We start from the raw sequence: 23,215 nt of genomic DNA, 5'->3' as shown, positions 1-23,215 counted from the left end.
CCCCAAAGCCCAACCCCCGCCAAACTTGACCCAAGCGGCAAGGGGTGGGCGCATGGTGCAGGCGCGTGAGATTAAAGACAGAGAAACGCTGAGTGCGTGGCTGAAGGCGCGGCCCGAGGAAACGCGTCAGCTCGAGGCAGTAACGCTTGCCCATCGCGCGGCGATGCGCGTGTTGCCGCTGTTCGTCTTCCGATTGGGGGAGGATTGGGCGCGCAAACGTGATTTGACAGCCCTGCCAGTCTTGCGCTGTGCTTTGACCTCGGGGGCCTATATGGCGCACCCGGCCCCGGAGATCAAAAAGGCTGCCTCCGCCGCCGTCTCCGCCGCCGTCTCCGCCTTCTACTCCGCCGACTCCTTCTCCGCCGCCGCCGTCTCCGCCGCCGTCTCCGCCGTCTACTCCGCCGAATCTGCCGACTCCGCCGCCGACTCCGCCGCCGACTCCGCCGCCGACTCCGCCGACTCCGCCGCCGACTCCGCCGCCGTCTCCACCGCCGCATGGGAGGCGATGCTGCAGGATGTTGCTGCGATTGAGGCGGGGGACTTGCCGCGCTCCGCCCCTCTTTGGGCCGATCAAGAACCAGATTGGTTTGAGGAGGCATGGCAAGCTGCCCAAGGCTGGTTCTCTACAAACCTCGGCCATGATTTCTGGATCCGCTGGTATGAAGCCGCAGTCGCGGGCCGCCCGCTGACCGGCGATTGGGAAAGTCACGCGCAGCTTTTGACCGATCTTGCGCTGATTGCGGATGAGGATCTTGCGCTGATTGCGGATGAGGATTGGAAACAAGGCGCGGAGCATGTCGCGGCGCTGATTGCGGAGATTGAGGCGCGGTATCGCAACAAACGGGACATGGTTGTGCAGCCGGTTTCGCTCGAACTCTCTGTGGTCGAAGTTCAAAAAGCCATTAAGGTCAACCGCCTGACATTGCCGCCGACTTTTGATGCGATTTATGGCCAGATCGACCTAGAAATACGTCGCTTGCAGGGGATCAACTGCTGGTCCTCCGATGAAGAATGCGAGGAGGCGCGCGCCCTGATCCGCCGCTTGACCGCAATGGCAGAGGCAGTGCAAACGCTGCGCCAATCGGTTGAGGAGGCCGCGACGGAACCTTCTTTGCCAGAAGCCGAGCAAACCAAGTCTTTGTTGGAACTCTATGCGGGCCATTTGAAAAGCTGGCCGCGCGATAATGCCGCCGACATTACAGATAGCGTTTGGCGGCTTGGGCTTTCCGGTCTCTCTGTTGCGGGGTTGACCCTGTGTGGGGTGCCAATGGTTGCGGCAACCGGCTTGGCTGGCGTTCTCTTCGGCGGCAAGAAACTGGCAGATGCCGTGAAGGCGGCATCCGATGGGAAGTCGCTGATGGGCGGGAGTTGAAGCGAGACTTGGCGCGGGCGATCAGCCCGGGCCGCGCCCGACCCCGTGGGGCTTCGACCATTCGGTGCTGAAAACGCTCCACTGGAGCGTTTTCCGGGCGCACCTCACCCCACATGGGCGGGCGCATTGCACCGTTTCAAACAGAACTGACGGCCCAGTTATTGGCCCCATAAACTGCCCAGCACACCTGTTTTAAAGCGCCCACGCCGGGTCGGGCGCGGCCCTCTCTCCCCACACAAAAAAGTCCTTCCCATTCACCTTGGCACAAATATCTGCGGGGTGAATTGGGCGTAGCCCAAGAGGGGGCGGCGAGCCCCCTTCGCGCGGCCTCCCAAGCGCCGTCAGTCTTTTTTGCGAAACAGCGCCTCGCGGCCCACCATATCCAGCAGGTCTTTGCCCGCCTCGGTGCCAAAATGGGGCGTGTGGGTCAGATCGGGCAGACGGGCGCGGATTTCGGCGGTCAGCTCCTCGGGCATCAGGCTCAGCGTCGCCTCGCTCACCTGCAGGCTTTCGACCGGCACGCCCTCGGCGTAGACGATTTCATGATGGTCAAAGACCAGCGCATAGTAATCGACATAGCCGCCTTCGCGCCGCCAGACATGCTCGCCATCGACAAGGTGCTTTGCCTGCACCAGAATTTCGGCGGTGTCGCCCAGCCGCCGCTCGCCGCGCCGATACAGAAACACCCGGTGATGCGGGGCGACGACCAGATCGCTTTCATTGCCCAACGTGCCCGCCGAAATCACCACCGGTGCAAAGCTGCCCAAAGCGCGGAGCGTGGTTTTGGCCACGAGCCGCACCGGTTGCGGGCCGTTGTCGCGGGTGAGCACACGCTCACCGGGGGTGAGCGTCTCAATCGGGCGCTGCGCGCCGCCCGCCATGGTGATCAGCGTGCCGGTGGTAAAAGCAATGCAGACAAGGTCGGACAGCCGCACATCGCCCGGATCGTCGGTCGCCTCCAAGAGCGTGTAATCCACCCGCGGGATGATCGGCGAGAGCGGCAGCGCATAGAATTGATGCGCCTCTTCGTGGTGGATCAGCAAGATATCCACCGTGTCGCCCTCGGGCGTGATCATCACATGCCGCGCCACAAGGCGGATTTGCTCGCCCGCTTGGCCCACCTCGGAGCCCGGGCAGATGATCTGTCCGGCGTCAGGGTCGGCAGAGAGCAGCAGCCGCAGCGGTTTGGCATCGCGGTCGAGTTGATAAACGTCGCCCGGCTCGCTGAGTGCCGCAAGGTCCAGCGCATCGCCATGATTGGCGCCCGAGGTGACCCAGATCAGGTCCGCCTCATAAACATGGACAACCTGCGGCGGCAGGTGGGGCGAGGAAGTCATGGCTGCTCCAGCACGTCAGGCACGGTGCCTTTGGCGGTGTTTCTTCTGTTTCGGTTAATCAGCGCCTGCCCATAGGTCAAGATAAACCGACTTTCGGGGTGGACGCGGGGGCGCGGCGGCTTAGTTGGGGCGCAAACAGGAGGGATCAATGGATCTGGGATTGAGCGGAAAACGCGCGATTGTCTGCGCGGGCTCCAAAGGGCTGGGGCGCGGCTGCGCGGAGGCTTTGGCGGCAGCGGGTGTTGAGATCGTGCTCAATGCCCGTGGGGCAGAGGCGCTGGAGCAAACCGCCGCCGAGATTGCGGCGGCCTATGGCGTGACGGTCACGCCCGTGGCGGCCGATATCACCACGCCCGAGGGCCGCGCCAAGGTGCTTGAGGTCGCAGGTGCCGTGGACATTTTGGTCAACAATGCCGGCGGCCCGCCTGCCGGGGTCTGGACAGACTGGGATCACGCCGATTTTCTGGCCGCGATCGAGGCGAATATGCTCTCCCCCATCGCGCTGATGCAGGCGCTTGTGCCCGGCATGCAGGCGCGGGGCTGGGGGCGGGTGGTCAATATCACCTCGGCGGCGGTGAAAGCGCCAATTGCGCAGCTTGGCCTGTCCAATACCGCGCGCACGGGGCTCACGGGCTTTGTCGCGGGCATGGCGCGGCAGGTGGCGGGCTCGGGCGTGACGGTGAACAACCTGTTACCCGGCATTCACGCGACCGACCGGATGGTGACGCTCGATGGCCCTGTGGCGAAAGCCGAAGGGATAAGCCTTGAGGAAGCCGCCGCCAAACGCGCCGCCGCGATCCCGGCGGGGCGCTATGGATCGCCTGCGGATTTCGGCGCGGTTTGTGCCTTCCTGTGTTCCGCGCAGGCCGGCTTCATCGTTGGGCAAAACATTTTGGTCGATGGCGGGGCTTCAAATCAAACGATTTGAGACAGTTTGGGGCGGCAAAACCGCCCCTATGCCTTTCGTTTAACGCCGTCTTGGGGTTTCCTTTGGGGTGCGTTTCGCAGAAATATCCATAACCCGTCGCCCTATGCGCCTCAGTCCGGTTTCAAAAGATTTGGCAATGAAAACGTCTCGGCTTCTCTTCGTTGGCGCGTTTGGTGCGCTTCTGTCGCTCGCGCTGAGCATTGCCTATCTGCGCCTTGGATTTGCGCAGATTGACGGGCGCTTTTTGCCCGATGACACCTATTATACGCTCTCCATCGCGCGGAACCTGTTTGAAGGCCGGGGCCTTAGCACGGATGGGATTATTCAGACCTCGGGCTTGCAGCCACTGATCGTGTTGTTTGAACTGCCGCTGTTTTTGCTGTTTTCGGACCCGAAAACGCTGGTGCTCGGGGCGGTGGTTGTCTCGGCGGGCTTTGGTGCGCTGACGGCGGCCTTGGCGGGGATGCTGGCCGCACGCGAAAGCAGCACGCTTTGGCCGGGTCTCGTGACGGCGGCACTTGTTGCTGTTTCGCCCGGGCTTTCTGGCAACGCACTCAATGGGCTGGAAACCTCGCTCGCGGCTGCGCTGCTGCTCTGGGTGCTTTGGCTGGTGCAGGGAACGGACGGGCAGGGGTCTTTTGCGCGTGCCGCAGTCATTGGTGGCGTTGCGGGCGCGGCACTTTTGGCGCGGATTGACAGTGTGCTTTTCCTGCTGCCAGCCGGGCTATTGGGGCTTTCCCGGCTTGGGGTCTTGCGCACCGCAGTCGTGGCCTTGGTGGCGGCGGTCGTTGTGCTGCCTTGGGTGCTTTACTGCCTGCGCTTCGGCGCGCCAGTGCCCGAAAGTGGCGCCGCAGTGCGCCAAATCGTGGAGTTTCATCACACGATTGAAAAACTTGGCCCGATGATGGGGCTCAACCGGATTGGGATCGCCCTTGATACGCTGCTTTCGGATCGTGTTTTGGGGATTGGTGCCGTCATCGTTCTGGGCAGCTTGTTGGCGGGGCTGGCGCAGCTTTGGCGCGCACGGGCCATGAATCTCGCTGGCGTCCTTGCGCTTTCGGGGTTGCTTTATCTGGGGTTCTATCTGTTCTATTTGCCCGCCTTTTGGTTCTTTGATCGCTATTTGAACCCGGTTTTGCTGTTTTCGACGATCTTGCTGGTCCTCACCTTTGCCGCGCATGCAGAGGGCCGGGCAGGGCGGGTCGTTGCTGCACTTGCGCTTGGGGGTGTTTTGATCGCGATCAGCGCCTCAACCCATCTGCGCGTGCTTTCCGCCCCGATGATGTTGCGCACCGATCGGGGGTACACGCGGCAGGTGGAAGGCATTTTGGACCAGCTTCCCGCAAACGCGGTCTTGGCGGCGATGCAATCCGGGGCCTTAGGATGGTGGGCGGGAAGTGCGCCCTATGCGGAAAAGCACATCCGGGTCATCAATCTTGATGGCGTTGTGAACCGCGCCGCGAAAGAGGCTATTGGGGCGCATCGGTTGGGCGATTATCTCGCGCAGATTGAGGCGACCCATTTTGCCGATTGGCCCACAAACGTTTTGATGCTGAACACCTATCTGGGGGCCGCGCCAAAGGCGCGTCTGGGCGATAAGGTCTTCTCAGGCCATCTCGGCGAGAGCTTCGATCTCTATGCGGTGGTTCCGGGCGCGTAAGCGTTCTCTTACTCGCTTTGCCGGGCCGCACGCCCGCCGCGGCGTTTGGCAAGGCGGGGCGCGCGGGCGGGCAGTTCTGCCATGATCGCGCGGCGTTCTTCGGGAGAAAGCACCGACCATTGGCCGATTTCATCCAAACTGCGGTAGCAGCCGATGCAAATCCGTTCCTCGCGGTGGATTTGACACAGCTTCACGCAGGGGCTTTCAATCTCGTCACGTTTCCAGACGTCATCCGTCATTGGCCTGTCTCCGAAGGTGCCCGAGCCGGTCGAGCGCGCCTTGCAAGATAAAGCCCGCAGCCACATGGTCCACCAATTCGGCGCGACGTTTTCGAGATAAATCCGCCTCAAGCATCGCGCGTTCGGCCGCGACGGTCGACAAACGCTCATCCCAAAAGGCGATCGGCAGTGGCGTGAGCTTTTCAAGGTTGCGCGCAAAGGCGCGGGTGGATTGCGCGCGCGGGCCCTCGGAGCCATCCATATTCATTGGTAGGCCGAGCACCAGCCCGACAATTTCGCGCTCCTCCACGATCTTTAAAAGCTCCGCCGCATCAAGGGTGAACTTTTGCCGCCGGATGGTGCGCAGGGGCGTAGAGATTGAGCGCAACCCGTCAGAGATAGAGACCCCAAGCGTCTTGGTACCAAGGTCGAGCCCCGCCAAACCGCCAATGCGGGGCAGGGCGGTGGCGAACTCTTCGATGCTAGCACAGATCATTCGCTTACCCCGGCGGATTTGGCAGCGGCTTCAAGCGCGGCAAGGGCTTGCGCATCCTCGGCCAAAGCGGCACGGGCTTTGGCGAGCATCTCTTTCGCCTCATCCGTTTTGCCGATGGTGGAGAGCGCGCCAATCGCGCGGGTCCATTCCTCCACGCTGCCGCCTTCTTCGTTGAGGCGGGTCACGAGGCGCTCGACCATGCCTTCGATCATCGCTTGGCGATCCTCGGCGCTCATTTCGCCTGCGGCTTGCACCTGCTCGGCGCTTGGGCCAGGCATCATCGGCGCGGCAGGGGCGGGGTCTTCCACTTTTTCGCCCAAGGGCGTGGCAGCGGCGGCCTCAATCCGGGCAAGATCTTCGGTGCGGTTGACAAATTTCTCGCGCGCTTCCCCGGCAATCGCCTCGGCGCGTTCTGCCTCGCCAATGATCCGCAAAGACGAGATCAGTTTTTCCCAATCGTCGATCGTGCCGCCTTCATTCGCCATGCGCGCATTGAGCGCCTCGACCATGCCGCGCACCATTTGCGCGCGCTCTGCCGGGGGCATATCTTGCGCGGCGGCCAAATCTTCGGCGGTCGGGCCGCGCGGCACCGGCATCGGTGCGGTGTAATCATCCTCGCCCGCCAGCCATGCAAGCGCGTCGATATTTTGCATGATCAGCGGCACCCAAGGATCTTCGGGGGCCGAGACGCGCAAAGCTGCATCCCACAGCCGAAACGCACGGTCTGGGCGCTGGTTTTGCCCCATCATCAGACCAAGGTAGAAAAGCGCGCGCGCATTGGTGCGGTCTTTGTCGAGCGCGGTGGCAAAGGCGGCTTCGGTCTCGGGGGTAATGATGCCTTGGCCTGCCGCGATGAACATGAACTCGCCCAGACGCGCGTAATCTTCTGCGGTGGCGCTGTCGCCTTTGAGCGCGATCAACCGCCGTTGTGCCTCCCATCCGGCATGATAATTGCCGACCTGCATCTCGTTCACGGCGAGAAGGTCAAGCCCGCGAATATCGTTGGGGCGATCTTGCACGGCTTTGCGCAGGCGCTCCATAAGCTCTTGGAACTCTTGCGGAACCTCCGGCATCGGGCCGCGCTCGGCCAAGGCGACCTTTTCCGCCTCTTCTTGCGAGGGGCGGCTTGTGTAGCTGTCATTGGCCGCCGCAATGCGCTTCGCCATCGGCTCATCGGGCATGCCATTTGCCCCCAGCCAATCATAAAGGAAGAAGGTGCCCGCAAGGGCGGCAACCACAATCCCAGCCATCGCAACGGTCAACCCGCGCGGCGCTTGCCCGCCCGCTTGCACCATTGCGGCTTGCGCGGCGCGATCTGCTTCGAGCAGGCGGCGCGAGATTTCGATTTTCAGCCGATTGGCCTCTTCTGGCGCCAGCACGCCGCGCGCGCGGTCTTTCTCCACCTCGGCCAATTGCGTGCGATACACCTGCATATCTTGCACGGCGGCGGGCACCTCGGCCCCGCGTGGGCGCAAAAGTGTGATCGCAAGGGCAAAGGCGATGGCAGCCACCAAAGTGGCGCAGATGATCCAGAACAGCATCGGGTCTCCTCTTCTCCGCTTTCCCCTTAGCGGTTTCGAACCGTTCCAGAAAGAGCCAAGCGCGCGGGGCGCTCCTCACAGCCCCGTTCCTCACAGCCTCGTGTTCATGCTGCACGTGCAATGTCGCTTTTTTCTCTCGGATGCCGCTTGAGGGGGGCTTTCGGGGGGCAGGGAGGTTCATCTAAGAAAAAACATGCGACAGAGTCGCCACTGCTTCCCAACCCAGAGAGGGCCGATGAGACGTTATTCGATCTTCGCCGTTGCGCGCGAGGCGCTGCGCTACCATTCCGGATGGGAAAAGGCATGGGCATCGCCTGAACCGAAAAAACGCTATGACGTGATCATCGTCGGCGCGGGTGGCCACGGGCTGGCCACGGCTTACTACCTTGGCAAGGTGCATGGCATCACCAATGTGGCCATCATCGAAAAGGGCTGGCTTGGCGGCGGTAACACGGGCCGCAACACCACGATCATTCGCTCGAACTATCTGCAAGATCCGTCGGCGGCGATCTATGAAAAGGCGCGCTCGCTTTACGAAGAGCTGAGCGCTGACCTGAACTACAACGTCATGTTCAGCCCGCGCGGCCTTTTGATGCTGGCGCAGTCCGAACATGAGATGCGCGGCTATAAGCGCACCGTGTATGCCAACAACCTGCAAGGCGTCGAAACCCGCTGGATCGAACGCGATGAGGTCAAGAGCCTCGTGCCGATCCTGAACATCGACGGGCCGCGCTACCCGGTTCTGGGCGCGCTTTATCAAGAACGCGGCGGCACCGCGCGCCACGATGCGGTGGCGTGGGGCTACGCCCGCAAATGCTCCGCAATGGGCATGGATATCATCCAAAACTGCGAAGTGACCGGCGTGCGCACCGCGCGCGGCAAGGTTGTGGGCGTGAACACCACCAAAGGTGAGATCGACTGCAACAAGCTCGCCATGGTCGTTGCCGGCCATTCGAGCGTTCTGGCCGAAATGGCGGGCTTCCGTCTGCCGATCGAATCTGCCGCGTTGCAAGCTTGGGTGTCTGAGCCGATCAAACCGACCATTGATGTGGTGGTCATGGCGAACCTCGTGCACGGCTACATGTCGCAATCCGACAAGGGCGAATTGGTCATTGGCGGCGGCACCGACGGGTTCAACAACTACACCCAACGCGGCTCGTGGCACCATGTCGAGCAAACGACCCGTGCCTTGGTGGAAACCTTCCCGGTGATCTCGCGGCTCAAGATGCTGCGCCAATGGGGTGGCATTGTGGACATGACCGGTGACCGCTCGCCGATCCTGTCGAAAACCCCGGTCGAGGGCATCTATGTCAACTGCGGCTGGGGCACCGGCGGCTTCAAGGCGATCCCGGGTTCGGGCTATGCGATGGCGGAACTTGTCGCCAAAGAATACTCGCCCTTGGCCGCCGATTTCAGCCTCAAACGCTTCAAAGAAGGCCAGTTCATCGACGAGAGCGTTGCCGCCGGGGTGGCGCACTGATGCTGTGCTGCAACCCGACTTCTTTCCACTTTGCCGGGGCGCAAAACCCGGCGCGCGTCATCAAGAAGGCCCGCTGACATGCTGACACTCACCTGCCCCTGTTGCGGCGTGACCGTCGAGGAGACCGAATTGGCCCCCGGCGGCGAGGCGCATCTGAAACGCTTTGGCCCCGGCTCGTCGGACGAAGAGTTTGAAACCTATATGTTCGCCCGCAAAAACCCCAAAGGCGTGCATTTTGAACGCTGGCGCCATGCCTATGGCTGCGGCAAGTGGTTTTTGACCGCGCGCTGCACCGCCACGCTTGAGGTTTTTGGCTCCTATCCGGCGCAAACGACCGAACCCCCCGCCGAGCTGATTGCCAAAATCAAAGAAAAACGCCCCGGTTGGGAGGGCTACAAATGAGCCAACGTCTGAAAACGGGCGGCCGTCTGGTTGACCGCTCGAAGGAACTGACCTTCACCTTCAACCATTCCCGCTACAAAGGCTATGAGGGCGACACGCTCGCCTCGGCGCTGCTCGGGGCTGGCAAATCGCTGTTGGGCCGCTCGTTCAAATATCACCGTGCGCGTGGGCTTGTGGCCTCGGGCGTGGAAGAGCCGAACGTGCTGTTGAACCTCGGCAAAGGCGACCGGCTGGAGCCTGATCAGCGCGCCACCACCACCGAGCTGTTCAACGGTGCCGTGGCTTCGAGCCAAAACCACTGGCCGACGCTCGCTTTCGATGTGGGCGCGATCAACGATTACGCCTATCGGATGCTGCCCGCGGGCTTTTACTACAAGACCTTCATGGTCTCCACTTGGGCGTGGCACAAACTCTTTGAGCCGATCGTGCGGCAAGCGGCGGGTCTTGGCGCTGCGCCGACCAAAGCCGACGCGGACCGCTATGAACAAGCCTATGCCTATTGCGACGTGCTGGTTGCGGGCGGCGGTGTTGCAGGCCTGATGGCGGCGCTGAAAGCGGCGGCAGAGGGCAAACGCGTTCTCGTGGCCGAGCAAACCGCGCATTGGGGCGGGCGTGCACCCGTCGATGGCGGCGAGATCGAGGGCATGGACCCCGAGGCTTGGGTGAAGAAAGCCCTCGAAGCCCTTGGCAAGATGGACAATGTCCGTTTGATGACCCGCACGATGGTGGCGGGGCTTCATGACCACGGCTATGCGATCCTTTACGAACGTGTGGCTGACCACACCCCGGGAGATGGCCGTCCGCGCCACCGGTTGTGGCGTGTCCGTGCGGGCCTGACCAAAGTCGCTTCGGGTGCGATTGAACGCCCGCTGGCGTTTGCGGGCAACGATGTGCCGGGCGTGATGCTCGCCTCTGCCGTGCGCGATTATATCGTCAACTGGGCGGTTTCTCCGGGCAAGGAAATCGTGGTTGTGACCAACAACGACGACGCCTATCGCACCGCGCTTTGTGCGCTTGATGCCGGGCAAAAAGTCGTTGCCGTGATCGACGCGCGCGAAATGGCCAATGGCGCGCTCGTGCAAGCGGTCAAAGAGCGTGGCGTGAAAGTGCTTGAAGGCCATGCGATCTCCAAAGTGCGCGGCAAGTCGGGCGTTGTGGCGGTGGAAATCTGCCGTCAAAACGGCACCGGCAGCGTTGAAGATGTGCTGGGCTGCGATTGTGTGGCGATGTCGGGCGGTTGGTCGCCGGTCGTGCACCTTTATTCGCATTCGGGCGGCAAGGTGATGTGGGATGAAGCGGGCGCGATGTTCCGCCCCGATCCGGCCCGTCCGCCGGTGGGCGACAAAGGCCAGCCGATTGCCGAAGTGGTCGGTTCCGCCAATGGCGCGCTGACGCTTAACGCGCTTTGCGCCGAGGCTGGCATTGCAGGTGGTGCGGAAGAAGAACACCCGATCACCCCGGTTTGGATCATGCCCGCCAAGGCTGGCAATGATCTGAAGTTCAAATCCTTCCTCGACTTCCAAAACGACGTGAAGGTTTCGGACGTGCAATTGGCCGCCCGCGAAGGCTACGCCTCTGTTGAACATACCAAGCGCTATACCACGCTTGGGATGGCCACTGACCAGGGTAAGCTGAGCAATATCAACGGTCTGGCCGTGCTTTCTGATGCGCTTGGCCAAGCCATTCCGCAAACCGGCACCACCACCTTCCGTCCGCCCTACACGCCGATTTCCTTCGGCGCGGTCACCGGCGAAGCGCGCGGCGAAATTTTCCAACCGCTGCGCAAAACGCCGATGCATGGCTGGCACGAAGCGCATGGCGTGCATTGGGAGCCGGTGGGCCTGTGGCGCCGCCCCTATACCTACCCGCGTGCGGGCGAGGGGCATCGCGACAGCGTCAACCGCGAAATCGTCAACACCCGCACCAATGTGGGCCTGCTTGACGCCTCGACGCTTGGCAAAATCGTCGTCAAAGGGCCCGATGCCGGCAAGTTCCTCGACATGATGTATACCAACATGATGTCGACCCTGCCGGTCGGTAAATGCCGCTATGGTCTGATGTGCTCGGACAACGGCTTCCTGATCGACGATGGTGTTGTCGTGCGCTTGGCCGAAGACACTTGGCTGTGCCACACCACCTCGGGTGGGGCGGATCACATCCACGGCCATATGGAAGATTGGCTGCAATGCGAATGGTGGGATTGGAAGGTCTATACCGCCAACCTGACCGAGCAATATGCGCAAATCGCCGTGGTCGGCCCGAAAGCGCGCAAGCTGCTTGAGAAACTTGGCGGGATGGACGTCTCGAAAGAGGCGCTGCCCTTCATGACCTTCAAAGAAGGCGAGCTTGGTGGCTTCCCGGTGCGGATCTATCGGATTTCGTTCTCGGGCGAGCTGTCCTATGAAATCGCGGTCCCCGCGAATATGGGTCTCGCGCTTTGGGAAAAACTGAACGAGGCCGGGGCCGAGTTCAGCGCCATGCCTTACGGCACCGAAGCTCTGCACGTGATGCGCGCCGAAAAAGGCTTCATCATGATCGGCGACGAAACCGATGGCACGGTGATTCCGCAAGACCTCAACCTTGGCTGGGCGATTTCCAAGAAGAAGGAAGACTTCCTTGGCAAGCGCGCGCAACTGCGCACCCATATGGCCGACCCGGATCGGTGGCGGCTTGTGGGGCTTGAAACGCTTGATGGCACGGTGCTGCCCGATGGCGTTTATGCCGTGGATCAAGGCGTGAACGAGAACAACCAGCGCAACGTGCAAGGCCGCGTGACCTCCACCTACTATTCGCCGATGCTGAAAAAAGGCATCGCGATGGGGCTGGTGAAACACGGGCCGGAGCGGATGGGCGAAGTGCTTGATTTCCCCGCCGATAATGGCGTGGTGATCCAAGCGCGGATCGTCGATCCGGTGTTCTACGACAAAGCAGGGGAGAAAGCCGATGTCTAAGGCCGTTTCTGCACTGAACGGGCAATCCCACACCGGCTTTGCCACTGTCACCGAGGCGGGTCTGAAGGGCATGGTCACCTTGCGCGCTGATCTGGGCTCCAAGGCGCTTGCCAAAGGGCTCAAGGCGCTGGGGCTGAAGGTGCCCGCGCAACGCGCCATCGTGACCGAAGGCGCCCGCTCGGTGGCTTGGATGAGCCCGGATGAGCTTTTGGTGCTGTGCGGCTATGAAGAAGCCGCACAAGTCACCGCTGATCTGGAAAAGGCTTTGGCCAAGGAACATGCGCTTGTGACCAACGTGTCGGATGCCCGCGCGATGTTCACCGTTTCAGGCGCCAAAGGCGATGAAGTGCTGATGAAGCTCTGCCCCATCGACTTTGAAACCCTTGAAGCAGGCGAGATGCGCCGCTCGCGTGCGGCGCAAGTGCCCGCCGCCGTCTGGCGTTCTGGCCCCGAAGAACTCAGCGTGATCTGCTTCCGTTCGGTGGCCGGTTACATGATGGGCCTTTTGGAGGTTTCGTCGCGCAAAGGTGGCGAGATCTACTAAGCCGGGCAGGGGGTTTCCCCCTGTTTTCAAGCGAGTGTCGGGTGAAAATCGCTCGGGCACAGATTTGGGGGGCTTTGCCCCCCTTTTTGCTTGCGCGTCCCAAAGGCGGGTGGAACAAAGGCCGCGCACTTTGTTGGAGTATTCGATGTTTAAGCCCATTTTCGCGTGTGTTGCTGTACTTGCCTGCCTCGCGTCACCTGCATTTTCCAAATCACCGCGCCCGAGCTTCAAAGCACCACCCGGCGGCAAGCTGATCAGTTGTACGATGACCCAGCGCCCGCGCGGGAACTGGATTCAGCCTGAGATTTTTGTGGTGGTCGATAAGTCTGGCAAGACCGTGGCCTATGATCCCGTCATTGCGCATGTGCATGGGCAACCCGTCACTGCTCGCATCACCGTCGATAACGCCCGTCGGACAACCTATGCCTGGACCGTCAAGGGGGCGCGTGACAGCGGCAGCCAATATGCGCCCTACCTCGATTACAAGCTCACCATCGTCAAAGCGACGAACCGCGCCAGCCTGTCGATGATCCCCCGCGGCTTTTCCAATACCTTTCGCGGCGAAGGGGCCTGCCGCGAAGAATGAGGCTGCGACATTGCAACTCCCCCCGTTTCACGCGACACTATGTGAAACGGGAGACCACTCATGGACTATTCAAAATCAGGCGGCGTGAAGCCGGGCCAAAACGCGCCGCGTCACGCCGAGCACAATGCCAAAGGCTCGGCCAAGAACCCCTTTGGCAAGGGCGCGGACAAGGCGGATCTGCTGGCGCGGATGAAGGCGGCGGCTGCGGCGCGCAAGACCACAGAAGACGACATCGGCTAATGTGCACCTAAGGCCCGAGGGCTGTGCAGAATTTATCCGCTGCTTGCCCTTGACCTTGGCGCTTTCGGTGCTTCATTTAGTCGCAACAGAACCGAAAAAAGGATCAATCCAATGGCTTTTGAACTTCCCGATCTTCCCTATGCCCATGATGCGCTTGCTGGTCTGGGCATGTCGGCGGAAACGCTCGAATACCACCACGACCTGCACCACAAAGCCTATGTCGATAACGGCAACAAGCTGATCGCGGGCACCGAATGGGAAGGCAAATCGGTCGAAGAGATCGTCAAAGGCACCTATGCCGCGGGCGCCGTGGCGCAATCGGGCATTTTCAACAACGCGTCGCAGCATTGGAACCACGCCCAGTTTTGGGAAATGATGGGGCCGGGCGGCAAAGTGATGCCGGGCGAGCTGGAAAAAGCGCTGGTCGAAAGCTTTGGCTCGGTTGAGAAATTCAAAGAAGAGTTCGCCGCCGCCGGTGCCGCGCAATTCGGCTCGGGCTGGGCGTGGCTGGTGAAAGACACCGATGGCGCGCTGAAAGTCACCAAGACCGAAAACGGCGTGAACCCGCTGTGCTTTGGCCAAACCGCTTTGCTTGGCTGCGACGTGTGGGAGCACAGCTACTACATCGACTTCCGCAACAAGCGCCCGGCCTACCTTACCAACTTCCTCGACAAGCTGGTGAACTGGGAAAACGTCGCCTCGCGTCTCTGAGGCACCGAAATAACCTCCGGAAAGACGAAACCGGCCCCGTTTGGGGCCGGTTTTATTTTGCACGGGTTCGAATGCTTGGCCCGGGAACCGGTTCCCGCCCTTAAAGCTTTTCGAAACGGCAGGTGAAGTGGCGCATCAGTTTCGGCTCTTTCACGATCTTATAGCCGCGCAGGCTGTCTTTCGCGGCTGCCACCTCTTCAAAGGCCTCGACGATGTAATCGGCATGGCTTTGCGTATAGGTGCGGCGCGGGAAGGCAAGGCGCACCAAATCCATCGCGGCGGGCTTTTCTGACCCATCGGGCTGGCGGCCAAACATCGCGGTGCCAATCTCACAAGAGCGAATGCCCGCAATTTCATAAAGCGCCACGGCCAAAGCCTGACCGGGGTATTGCAGCGGCGGAATATGGTCGAGCCACGCGCGCGCATCAATAAAGACCGCATGCCCGCCCGCCGGTTTCACCACCGGAATGCCCATCGCATCAAGCCGTTCGACGATGTATTCATTGGTGCGGATACGGTAGCGCAGATAATCTTCTTCCACGATCTCGCTCAGACCTTGTGCGAGCGCATCCAAATCACGCCCCGCAAGCCCGCCATAGGTGACAAACCCTTCGGTGCGGATCAGGTGCCCGCGCGCTTGCTCGGCCAGATCATCATCATTGAGCGCGAGCCAGCCACCAATATTGCCGAACGCGTCTTTCTTGGCCGACATCGTCATGCCATCGGCCACGGCAAAGCAATCGCGCACGATCTCGGGGATGGTGCGATCGGCTTGCCCCTCTTCGCGGCATTTGATGAACCACGCGTTTTCGGCAAAGCGGCAGCCATCAATGATGAAGGGCTTGCCAAAGCGATGCGCAAGCGCAGCCACGCCGCGAATGTTTTCAAGGCTGACCGGCTGGCCGCCGCCCGCATTGTTGGTGATGGTCAGCATCACCACCGGCACGGCATCACCATGCTCTTGCAGGTAAGCTTCGAGCTTGCCCAGATCCATATTGCCTTTGAACGGGTGCAGGCTTTGCGGGTCTTTGCCCTCGGCAATCACAAGGTCATCGCCTTGCGCGCCCGAAGCCTCGATATTGCCGCGCGTGGTGTCAAAATGGGTGTTCGACGGGATGCATTTGCCCGCGCCCCCAAAGATCGAAAACATGATCGCTTCCGCCGCACGGCCTTGGTGGGTGGGGATCACATGTTTGAACGGCATCAGGTTCTTCACCGCCGCTTCAAAGCGGGTGAAGCTGGGCGAGCCGGCATAGCTTTCATCACCGCGCATCACCGCCGCCCATTGGTGCGAAGACATCGCGCCAGTGCCGGAATCGGTGAGTAGGTCAATCAGCACATCGTCGGAATGCAGACCAAACAGGTTATAGCCAACCTCCGCCAGCATCCGCTCACGCTCGGGGCGCGAGGTCAGGCGGATCGGCTCAACCGATTTGATGCGAAAGGGTTCGATGATCGTTTTCATCACGGGGCTCCTGAAATCGACCCCGTCAGACTCGTGGCAACCATTGCACGATGGGGCCGAAGCGCCGCGGTTGCCCGGATATAGCCGGACCGCGCTCAGCGCCCAAAGGGGTTGCGGGGTGAAAAATGCCACCCGGCGCAGCTTTGGTCAAGTCGCGCTTGACGGCGCCGCAAGGGCGGGCTCTTAAGCGTTTTGACGCAGGAGAAAGCGATGCAAGAGACCACCAAAGGCTTTTGGGCGATTGTTGCGGCCTGCGTGGTTTGGGGGCTGTCGGGCATCTATTATAAGGCGCTCTCTGAGGTGCCCCCGACCGAGGTCTTGGCGCATCGCACAATCTGGTCGGCGGTCTTTTTGGGGGCGGTGGTCGCGGCGCAGGGTCGGGGCGCGGTGCTTTGGGCGGCACTGAGAAGCCGCGCTGTGCGGGTGCTGCTGATCGCCGCCGTTGTTATTTCAATCAACTGGTTTGGTTTCATTTGGTCGGTGCAAAACGGACATGCGGTCGAAGCCTCGCTGGGCTATTACATCTTCCCGTTGGTCGCCGTGGCTTTGGGCATGGCGGTCTTTGGTGAAAAGATGGGGCGCGCCCAAGGGGTGGCTGTGGCCATTGCCGCCGTTGCGGTGGGTTACCTCACATGGGCCTTGGGCGCGGCACCGTGGATTGCGCTTCTGCTCGCGGGCACCTTTGGGCTTTATGGGCTGATCAAAAAGCGCATCGACGTGCCGCCGGTGATCTCGGTTTTGGCCGAGGTGGTGATTTTGGTGCCGCTTGCGGTGGGGCTCCTCGCGGCGAAGCATTTTGGCTGGTTTGGTCTGCCGCCCCATTCCGGGGCCTTTGGGCAAAGCCTCAGCCATTCGGTGATGCTGGCCTTTTCCGGCATTTTGACCGGCGGGCCTTTGATGCTCTTTTCCTATGCGGCGCGGCGGGTGCGCATGGCCACTTTGGGGCTGGTGCAATACCTTAACCCCACGCTGCAATTCCTTGTGGCGGTTGTGGTTTTTGCCGAACCCTTTACCGCGGCCCATGCGGTCGCCTTCCCGCTGATTTGGGGCGCTTTGGCGCTTTATTCCGCCGCCAGCCTGCGCCGCAAAGGCTGAGCTTGCGGGGGCAGCGCCCCAGCACCCTTTGCGAGAGGCGTTTAGCTAAAAGCGGTGTCTAGCGCGGTTTCCAGCGCCTCGACCGTGTCGATCACTTGCACCATGTCCAAAAGGCTCGCGCTGGCAAACCCCTCCGCCACCACATGGTCATTGAGCGCCAAAAGCGGGTTCCAATAGCCCCCGGTGTTGAGCAGATAGATCGGCTTTTCATGCAGCCCGATCTGGCGCCACGTGAGCACCTCGTAAAACTCATCCAAACTGCCCGCGCCGCCGGGCAGCACCACCACTGCGTCGGAATTCATATGCATGACCTTTTTGCGCTCATGCATGTTTTCGGTGACGATGAAAGTGTTCAGATCGCGCTTGCCGACCTCAAGGCGAAACAGATGTTCGGGGATCACGCCAAAGGTCTCGGCGCCAGCCTCTTGTGCGGCGCGCGCGACCTCGCCCATCAGCCCCACATCGCCTGCGCCATAAACCAGCCGCCAGCTGCGCCGTGCCAGCATTTGCCCGGTGGCTTGGGCGTCATTGGTATAGGCGGCGCGGGTGCCGTGGCGCGAGCCGCAGAACACACAGACCGAACGGGCGGGTTTGACGGGGGAGGAAGCACTCATCTGACGGTCCTTATGGGAAAATTCGACTTTGGCGGGAGTTGCTTTCCTTCGTGATACCGGGTCAGATGAGCGCACTCAAGCGGCGGGTGGCTGCCAAGACGAAGAAGGATGCGCGCGATGTCCGAAGGTGGAATTCGGGGCGGGGCTTGGCTCGGCGGGGCTAGCGCGCTTGTGCTGGCGCTCGCGGGCTATGGTTGGTGGAGTTTTTCCGGGCGCGATCTGACGCCCGCGCCCGCACCTGAACCCAAGCTGGCCATGCCGGAGGCGGTCACAGAACCCGCCGCCGTGCCCGCGCTTGCGGTGGAGCCTGCGCCAGAAATCGAGCAAGAGCCTGTCGTTGAAGCTGAGGCTGCGCGCGAGGCTGTGGCGCCCGCGCCCGCGCCCGTTGTGGCGGAAGATGTGCAGCCGGACCCAGAGCCCACCCCGGTGGCCCGCTATGATGCTTTGCGCGTCACACCCGAAGGGGCACTAACTTTGGCGGGCACCGTTGCCCCCGGTGCGCAGGTGGAATTGCTGCTTGAGGGCGCGGTGATTGAGACGGTGACCGCCAACGCCACCGGGGCCTTTGCCGCGCTTGTTGATATTGACCCTTCTGCCGAACCGCGTGCGCTGCAGATCCGAGTGACCGGGGCGAATGGCGTTGCGCAAGTGGCGGGGGAAAGCCTGACCGTTGCGCCAAGCCCGCTTGCCCTTGCGCAGGCGGCTACCGAGGCGGGCGCGGCCCCTGACGCCGTGGCCGAACAGGTGGAAGCCGCGCAGGTCTTGGCCGAAAAGCCGCTGGTCACCGATGCTGAGACCGGTACCACGCGGGTTCTGGCGGGCGCGGCCGTCGATTTGGTGATCGACACGCTGGCTTTCGCGCCCGACGGCACGATCACGCTTTCGGGCCGGGGCGCGCCCGAGGCGGCGCTATTGCGCGCCTATATCGACAATGCCGAGGTCGGGCTCTTGCAGGCGGGCAGCACGGGGGATTGGTCGATGCGCTTGCCTGCCGCCGCTGCCGGGCCGCATAGCCTGCGCGTCGATGCGCTGGATGCGGCTGGCAAAGTGCTCGCGCGTGCCGAACAAGCCTTTGAAGGTGTGGCCCCGCCGGTGTTGGAGGCGGCCCTTGCCCCGATGCCCGATCTGCCGCAAGCGAGCGCCATGCTCACCACCGGGCCGCCGCAACCCGAGACGGTTGCAACCGCCGCGCCGCAGCCTGAGACAGCCGAGGCCCCTGCGGCCCAAGCTTCGCCTGCCTCCGGGCCGCCGCGCACCCGTGCTGTGACGATCGCGGCGGGCAACACGCTTTGGGCGATTGCCGGGGCGACCTATGGCGACCCCTATCTTTACGTGCAGATATTTGAGGCGAACCGCGACCAAATCCGTGACCCCGACCGGATCTATCCCGGGCAGGTCTTTACGCTGCCCGAATAGGCGCGGCCTATGCGCGTTGGTTTTGCCTTGGGCAAACCGCGTGCCGTTGCGGGCTGTGGGCCGTGGCCGCGCCCACTTGGCACTGGACAATCCCGCCACGGCTTTTAGGTTGCCCCCCGCAGGGGCCTGACCCCGACTCCCTTAAAGATGTTTTGGAAGGAGGGGCTGATGCCGCCCTCTCAGATTACGCAAGCTGGCAAGATGGACAAATCCGAGCGCGCGCGCGGTTGGCGCACAATTCGCTCGGTCGCGCCGTATCTGTGGCCCGCCGATCACCCTTGGGTGAAGAAGCGCGTGATGATTGCGATGGCGTTTTTGATCACGGCCAAGATTGTCGCGGTCTGCACGCCCTTCCTTTACAAAGCGGCGGTGGACAGCCTTGCGGGCGAGGGCCGCTCGGAAGCCTGGCTCTTGCCGCTGGGCGCGATTGCGCTCACCGTGGCCTATGGCGTGGCACGGCTGATGTCGGTTGGCTTTGGCGAATTGCGTGACGCGGTCTTTGTGCGCGTGGCTCAACGCGCGCTTCGCCAATTGGCGCTTGAGACCTTCCAACACATCCACGCGCTGTCCTTGCGCTATCACATCACCCGCAAAACCGGGGGGCTGTCGCGCATTGTCGAGCGTGGGGTGAAGGGCGTCGACTTCCTTTTGCGCTTCATGCTGTTCTCGGTCGGGCCGCTGATTTTGGAACTGACGCTGGTCACGCTGATCTTTGCCTTCTTGTTTGACTGGCGCTATGCGCTGGTCGTTGTTGGCACGATTTGGACCTATGTCACCTACACGTTCCGCATCACCGAATGGCGCGTTTCGATCCGCAAAAAGATGAACGAGGCCGATAGCGACGCAAACCAAAAAGCGATCGACAGCCTGCTGAACTTTGAAACGGTGAAGTATTTCGGCGCCGAAAAGCGCGAGGCAAAGCGCTATGACGCCTCGATGCACCATTATGAACAAGCGGCGGTGAAAACCGGGCAAAGCCTTGCCGCGCTCAATGCTGGCCAAGCGCTGATCATTACCACCGGTCTTGTGGCGGTAATGGTGATGGCGGGGCTAGAGGTGCAAGCGGGCACGCTCACCGTTGGCGATTTCGTGATGGTGCAGGCCTATATGATCCAAATCACCATGCCGCTTGGGTTCCTTGGCACGGTGTATCGCGAAATTCGCCAAGCTCTTGTCGACATGGGCGAGATGTTTGATCTGCTGCACCAACCCGCCGAGATTCAAGACGCGCCGGATGCCAAGCCGATCAAGGTCACGGGCGGGGAAATCCGTTTTGATAACGTCGATTTCGCCTATTATCCGGATCGTCCGATCCTCAAAGGGGTGACGCTGCCGGTGGGCGCGGGGCAGAAGGTGGCGCTGGTTGGCCCCTCTGGCTCGGGCAAATCCACCATTGGGCGGCTCTTGTTCCGCTTCTATGAGGTGACGGGCGGCGCAATCACGATTGACGGACAAGACCTGCGCTCGGTCACGCAAGAAAGCCTGCATGAGGCGATTGGCGTGGTGCCGCAAGACACGGTGCTTTTCAACGACACGATCCGCTACAACATCGCCTATGGCAAGGCCGATGCCACGCAAGAAGAGATTGAGGCCGCGGCGAAAAAGGCCAAGATCCATGACTTCGTGATGAGCTTGCCCGAAGGCTATGAGACCCAAGTGGGCGAGCGCGGCCTGAAGCTTTCGGGTGGGGAGAAGCAACGCGTCGGCATTGCGCGCACGCTGCTCAAAGACCCGCCGATCTTGCTTTTGGATGAAGCGACCTCGGCGCTTGATACCCAGACCGAACGCGACATCCAAGAAAGCCTTGATGCGATGGAACGGGGCCGCACGGTGATTGTGATCGCGCACCGGCTTTCTACCATTGTTGATGCGGACCGGATTGTGGTGCTCGAACAGGGTGTGATCAGCGAAGAAGGCACGCATGAAGAGTTGCTCGCACGCGGCGGCCGCTACGCGGGCATGTGGGCGGTGCAAAAGGCCGAAGAAGAGGCCGAGGCGGAAGCCGCCGAATAAGCGAAAGCGTGTCGGGGCAGCGCCCCCGCTTGCGGCGGTTCAGGGCATTTCCTGCCCTTGGCATTGGTGCGCCCTTGCGTATAGATAGGGCAAAGATCAGGGAGCCTTGAGCGTGCACGACAGCGACAGTTTCATCGACGAAGTCACCGAAGAAGTGCGGCGCGACCGGTTGTGGACGCTGTTTCGCAAATATGGCTGGATCGGCGTTGTCGCGATTTTGGCGCTGGTGGGCGGTTCGGCCTATGTCGAATGGCAAAAGGCTACCGCCAAGGCCGAGGCTGAAAGCTTTGGCGATGCGGTTTTGGCCGCGATGCAGACCGAAAACCCCGGCGAGGCTTTGGCCGGGATTTCGGCCGTTGGTCCGCAAGAGGCTTTGGTGAAATTGCTCACGGCTGCGCAGGCCGCCGAAGATGGCAAGCCCGAAGCCGCGCTTGCGGATTTGCGCGCCGTTGGTGCCGATACGAGCTTGCCCGACAGTTTGCGCCAATTGGCGCGTCTGAAGGCGGTGCTGGTGGCTGGGGATCTGATGAGCGCCGATGAGCGTGCGGCAGAGCTTGAGCTTTTGGCCAATCCCGGTGCGCCGTTCCGCCTCTTGGCGATGGAACAACAAGCGCTTGCAGCGGTGGCGGCAGGCGATACCGACGCCGCGCTGGCCAAGGCACGCGAAATTCTGGCCGAGGATGGCGTCACCTCGGGCTTGCAACAACGCGCGACAGAGTTGATTGTGGCGCTGGGCGGTGACCCGGCGGCGGCCTAAGGCCAAACGTGCGGGCAGGCAGGAACAAGAGCGGGGAGAGTGCCGTGAAGCGGATTGCGGGAATTGCCATTCTGGGCGCGGCCATGGCGCTTACGGCCTGTGAGCGTGAGGTGCATCTGGAAGGCGAGCGGCTTGATCCGCGCGCGGTGCTGGGGGATGGCGGCGGGGCAGAGCCCGCAAGCGCGCTTGAGGCGGCCCGTCCGATTTCGCTTCCCGCAGTCGTTGCCAATGCGGATTGGCCGCAACGCGGGGGCAGTGCATCGCATGGGCTGATGAATGCTGCCATCGGGCAGGGGCTGACGCATGTCTGGTCCGCGCCGATCGGGCAGGGGCAATCGCGCCGCTACCGCATTGCCGCCGCGCCTGTGGCGGCGGGTGGCAAGGTCTTCACGCTTGATAGCCGCGCGCAACTGACCGCGACCGCAACCTCGGGCGCCACGGTCTGGGCGACCGATATCGCCGCGCCGGGCGACCGCGATGATGATGCAACCGGTTCGGGTCTCGCCTATGCCGATGGTCGGATTTACGCGACCACGGGCTTTGCCGAACTCGTCGCCGTGGATGCGGCCAGCGGGGCGGTGGTCTGGCGGCAAAAGTTTGATGCGGGCATTGGCGGTGCGCCCACCGTGGCCGATGGCTCTGTTTATGTGCTGGCGCGCGATGGCTCGGCTTGGGCGATTGATGCGGCTGATGGCAAGGTGCAATGGCAAATGGGCGGCGTGCCGGGCAAAGCGGGCATGTCGGGCGTTTCGGCCCCGGCGATTGCTGGCAAAACGGTGATCTTCCCCTTTGCGACGGGCGAGATGGTCGCGGTGGATCGTGCCACTGGCGCGGGCGTGTGGCGCGCGCGGGTTGTGGGCGGGCGCACCGGGCGCGGCTATACGATTGTCTCTGACCTGACCGGCGATCCGGTCGTGGTTGGCAATACCGTCTATGCGGGCTCTTCTGCGGGGAAACTTGGTGCCTTTGATGCCACGAGCGGCATGCGGCTTTGGGGCGCCGATGAAGGCGCTGTAAGCCCGGTGCAAGTTGCTGGCGGCTCAATCTTCCTGATCTCGGATGAAGGCAAGCTAATGCGTCTCGATGCGTCGACGGGCGAAACGATCTGGTCCGAAGACCTGCCCTATTTCGTCAAAGACAAGATCAAGCGCCAAAACGAGATCCATGTGAACCTTGGCCCGGTATTGGCGGGGGGAAAGCTGTTTGTTGTCTCCTCTGATGGGTTGTTGCGCAGCTTCGATCCGGCTAATGGCGCGCTTATCGGGCAGGCCGAAATCCCCGGCGGGGCGGCGACCGATGCGATCGTGGCGGGCTCTACCCTTTATGTCGTTTCGCGCACGGGGCAATTGCACGCTTTCCGTTGAGGGAAAATCCGTGTAAGCGGGCGGC

At 62.0% G+C, this 23,215-nt stretch carries 21 protein-coding genes; 15 read left to right on the top strand and 6 right to left on the bottom strand.

All coding sequences use genetic code 11. The features are described from left to right. Positions 1-52: 52 nt before the first annotated feature. A complete protein-coding gene (locus tag CRO18_RS18575; protein ID WP_143128601.1) occupies positions 53-1,372 on the top strand; it encodes a hypothetical protein in 1,320 nt (439 codons plus the stop codon). Positions 1,373-1,713: 341 nt separating this feature from the next. Here the strand turns inward: CRO18_RS18575 and CRO18_RS06090 are convergent, their stop codons facing one another. Then, a complete protein-coding gene (locus CRO18_RS06090) occupies positions 1,714-2,709 on the bottom strand; it encodes a Hint domain-containing protein (protein ID WP_076483190.1) in 996 nt (331 codons plus the stop codon). 148 nt (positions 2,710-2,857) lie between these two features. Between CRO18_RS06090 and CRO18_RS06085 the strand changes: the two genes are divergently transcribed. Together CRO18_RS06085 and CRO18_RS06080 are read left to right on the top strand one after the other, a co-directional pair. Then, entirely contained in the window at positions 2,858-3,637 is a 780-nt protein-coding gene (locus tag CRO18_RS06085; RefSeq protein ID WP_097081426.1) for an SDR family oxidoreductase, read from the top strand. Positions 3,638-3,773: 136 nt separating this feature from the next. Next, entirely contained in the window at positions 3,774-5,297 is a 1,524-nt protein-coding gene (locus tag CRO18_RS06080; protein WP_097081425.1) for a hypothetical protein, read from the top strand. Positions 5,298-5,305: 8 nt separating this feature from the next. On the opposite strand, the gene CRO18_RS06075 is transcribed toward CRO18_RS06080, so the two are convergent. From CRO18_RS06075 to ccmI, 3 genes are read right to left on the bottom strand one after another with little or no spacing between them, the layout of a single operon-like run. Beyond that, the gene (locus tag CRO18_RS06075; protein ID WP_097081424.1) at positions 5,306-5,536 is read right to left on the bottom strand and encodes a DUF1289 domain-containing protein; all 231 of its coding nucleotides are present in this window, start codon (positions 5,534-5,536) and stop codon (positions 5,306-5,308) included. Beyond that, entirely contained in the window at positions 5,526-6,011 is a 486-nt protein-coding gene (gene ruvX / locus CRO18_RS06070) for a Holliday junction resolvase RuvX (protein ID WP_076483194.1), read from the bottom strand. Before ruvX ends, CRO18_RS06075 begins: the two co-directional genes overlap by 11 nt. After that, positions 6,008-7,552, bottom strand: a complete 1,545-nt coding sequence (ccmI, locus tag CRO18_RS06065; RefSeq protein ID WP_097081423.1) for a c-type cytochrome biogenesis protein CcmI — start codon at positions 7,550-7,552, stop codon at positions 6,008-6,010. Before ccmI ends, ruvX begins: the two co-directional genes overlap by 4 nt. A 235-nt stretch (positions 7,553-7,787) precedes the next feature. Here ccmI and CRO18_RS06060 point away from each other — a divergent pair, with 235 nt between their 5' ends. The 7 genes from CRO18_RS06060 (at position 7,788) to CRO18_RS06030 (ending at position 14,466) form a co-directional block, all read left to right on the top strand. Then, positions 7,788-9,032: a sarcosine oxidase subunit beta family protein gene (locus CRO18_RS06060; RefSeq protein WP_076483196.1), complete on the top strand. Its 1,245-nt coding sequence runs from the start codon at positions 7,788-7,790 to the stop codon at positions 9,030-9,032. Positions 9,033-9,110: 78 nt separating this feature from the next. After that, complete coding sequence (locus tag CRO18_RS06055; protein WP_076483197.1) at positions 9,111-9,434, top strand: sarcosine oxidase subunit delta; 324 nt, start codon at positions 9,111-9,113, stop codon at positions 9,432-9,434. Continuing rightward, the gene (locus tag CRO18_RS06050; RefSeq protein ID WP_097081422.1) at positions 9,431-12,385 is read left to right on the top strand and encodes a sarcosine oxidase subunit alpha family protein; all 2,955 of its coding nucleotides are present in this window, start codon (positions 9,431-9,433) and stop codon (positions 12,383-12,385) included. Before CRO18_RS06055 ends, CRO18_RS06050 begins: the two co-directional genes overlap by 4 nt. After that, positions 12,378-12,929, top strand: a complete 552-nt coding sequence (locus CRO18_RS06045; RefSeq protein WP_097081421.1) for a sarcosine oxidase subunit gamma — start codon at positions 12,378-12,380, stop codon at positions 12,927-12,929. Before CRO18_RS06050 ends, CRO18_RS06045 begins: the two co-directional genes overlap by 8 nt. Before the next feature lie 265 nt (positions 12,930-13,194). Then, entirely contained in the window at positions 13,195-13,515 is a 321-nt protein-coding gene (locus tag CRO18_RS06040) for a hypothetical protein (RefSeq protein ID WP_097081420.1), read from the top strand. Between the two features lie 60 nt (positions 13,516-13,575). Further along, entirely contained in the window at positions 13,576-13,755 is a 180-nt protein-coding gene (locus CRO18_RS06035) for a hypothetical protein (RefSeq protein ID WP_097081419.1), read from the top strand. A gap of 111 nt (positions 13,756-13,866) precedes the next feature. Next, a complete protein-coding gene (locus tag CRO18_RS06030; protein WP_097081418.1) occupies positions 13,867-14,466 on the top strand; it encodes a superoxide dismutase in 600 nt (199 codons plus the stop codon). 100 nt (positions 14,467-14,566) lie between these two features. Here CRO18_RS06030 and CRO18_RS06025 read toward each other — a convergent pair whose 3' ends face one another. After that, on the bottom strand, positions 14,567-15,931 hold the full coding sequence (locus CRO18_RS06025) for a tryptophanase (RefSeq protein ID WP_097081417.1): 1,365 nt from the start codon (positions 15,929-15,931) through the stop codon (positions 14,567-14,569). A 210-nt stretch (positions 15,932-16,141) separates the two neighbouring features. On the opposite strand from CRO18_RS06025, the gene rarD reads away from it, so the two are divergent. Continuing rightward, positions 16,142-17,026: an EamA family transporter RarD gene (gene rarD, locus CRO18_RS06015; protein WP_097081415.1), complete on the top strand. Its 885-nt coding sequence runs from the start codon at positions 16,142-16,144 to the stop codon at positions 17,024-17,026. A 41-nt stretch (positions 17,027-17,067) separates the two neighbouring features. Here the strand turns inward: rarD and CRO18_RS06010 are convergent, their stop codons facing one another. Then, on the bottom strand, positions 17,068-17,640 hold the full coding sequence (locus CRO18_RS06010; protein WP_097081414.1) for a TIGR00730 family Rossman fold protein: 573 nt from the start codon (positions 17,638-17,640) through the stop codon (positions 17,068-17,070). A 117-nt stretch (positions 17,641-17,757) separates the two neighbouring features. On the opposite strand from CRO18_RS06010, the gene CRO18_RS06005 reads away from it, so the two are divergent. The 4 genes from CRO18_RS06005 to CRO18_RS05990 all read left to right on the top strand — a co-directional run bounded on the left by CRO18_RS06005 (position 17,758) and on the right by CRO18_RS05990 (position 23,190). Continuing rightward, a complete protein-coding gene (locus tag CRO18_RS06005; protein ID WP_170952567.1) occupies positions 17,758-19,056 on the top strand; it encodes a LysM peptidoglycan-binding domain-containing protein in 1,299 nt (432 codons plus the stop codon). Positions 19,057-19,224: 168 nt separating this feature from the next. Next, the gene (locus CRO18_RS06000; RefSeq protein ID WP_097081571.1) at positions 19,225-21,069 is read left to right on the top strand and encodes an ABC transporter ATP-binding protein/permease; all 1,845 of its coding nucleotides are present in this window, start codon (positions 19,225-19,227) and stop codon (positions 21,067-21,069) included. 112 nt (positions 21,070-21,181) lie between these two features. Beyond that, a complete protein-coding gene (locus tag CRO18_RS05995) occupies positions 21,182-21,826 on the top strand; it encodes a tetratricopeptide repeat protein (RefSeq protein ID WP_143128600.1) in 645 nt (214 codons plus the stop codon). 83 nt (positions 21,827-21,909) lie between these two features. Then, positions 21,910-23,190 carry a PQQ-like beta-propeller repeat protein gene (locus tag CRO18_RS05990; RefSeq protein ID WP_097081570.1) on the top strand — a complete coding sequence of 427 codons (1,281 nt, stop codon included), beginning with the start codon at positions 21,910-21,912 and terminating at the stop codon, positions 23,188-23,190. The last annotated feature ends 25 nt before the right edge of the window (positions 23,191-23,215 follow it).

The sequence above is a fragment of the Rhodobacter sp. JA431 genome (genome assembly GCF_900217725.1).
Classification (GTDB): Bacteria; Pseudomonadota; Alphaproteobacteria; order Rhodobacterales; family Rhodobacteraceae; genus Rhodobacter; species Rhodobacter aestuarii.
Note: the sequence above shows the minus strand (reverse complement) of the source record. Positions and strands in the feature narration are given on the sequence as shown.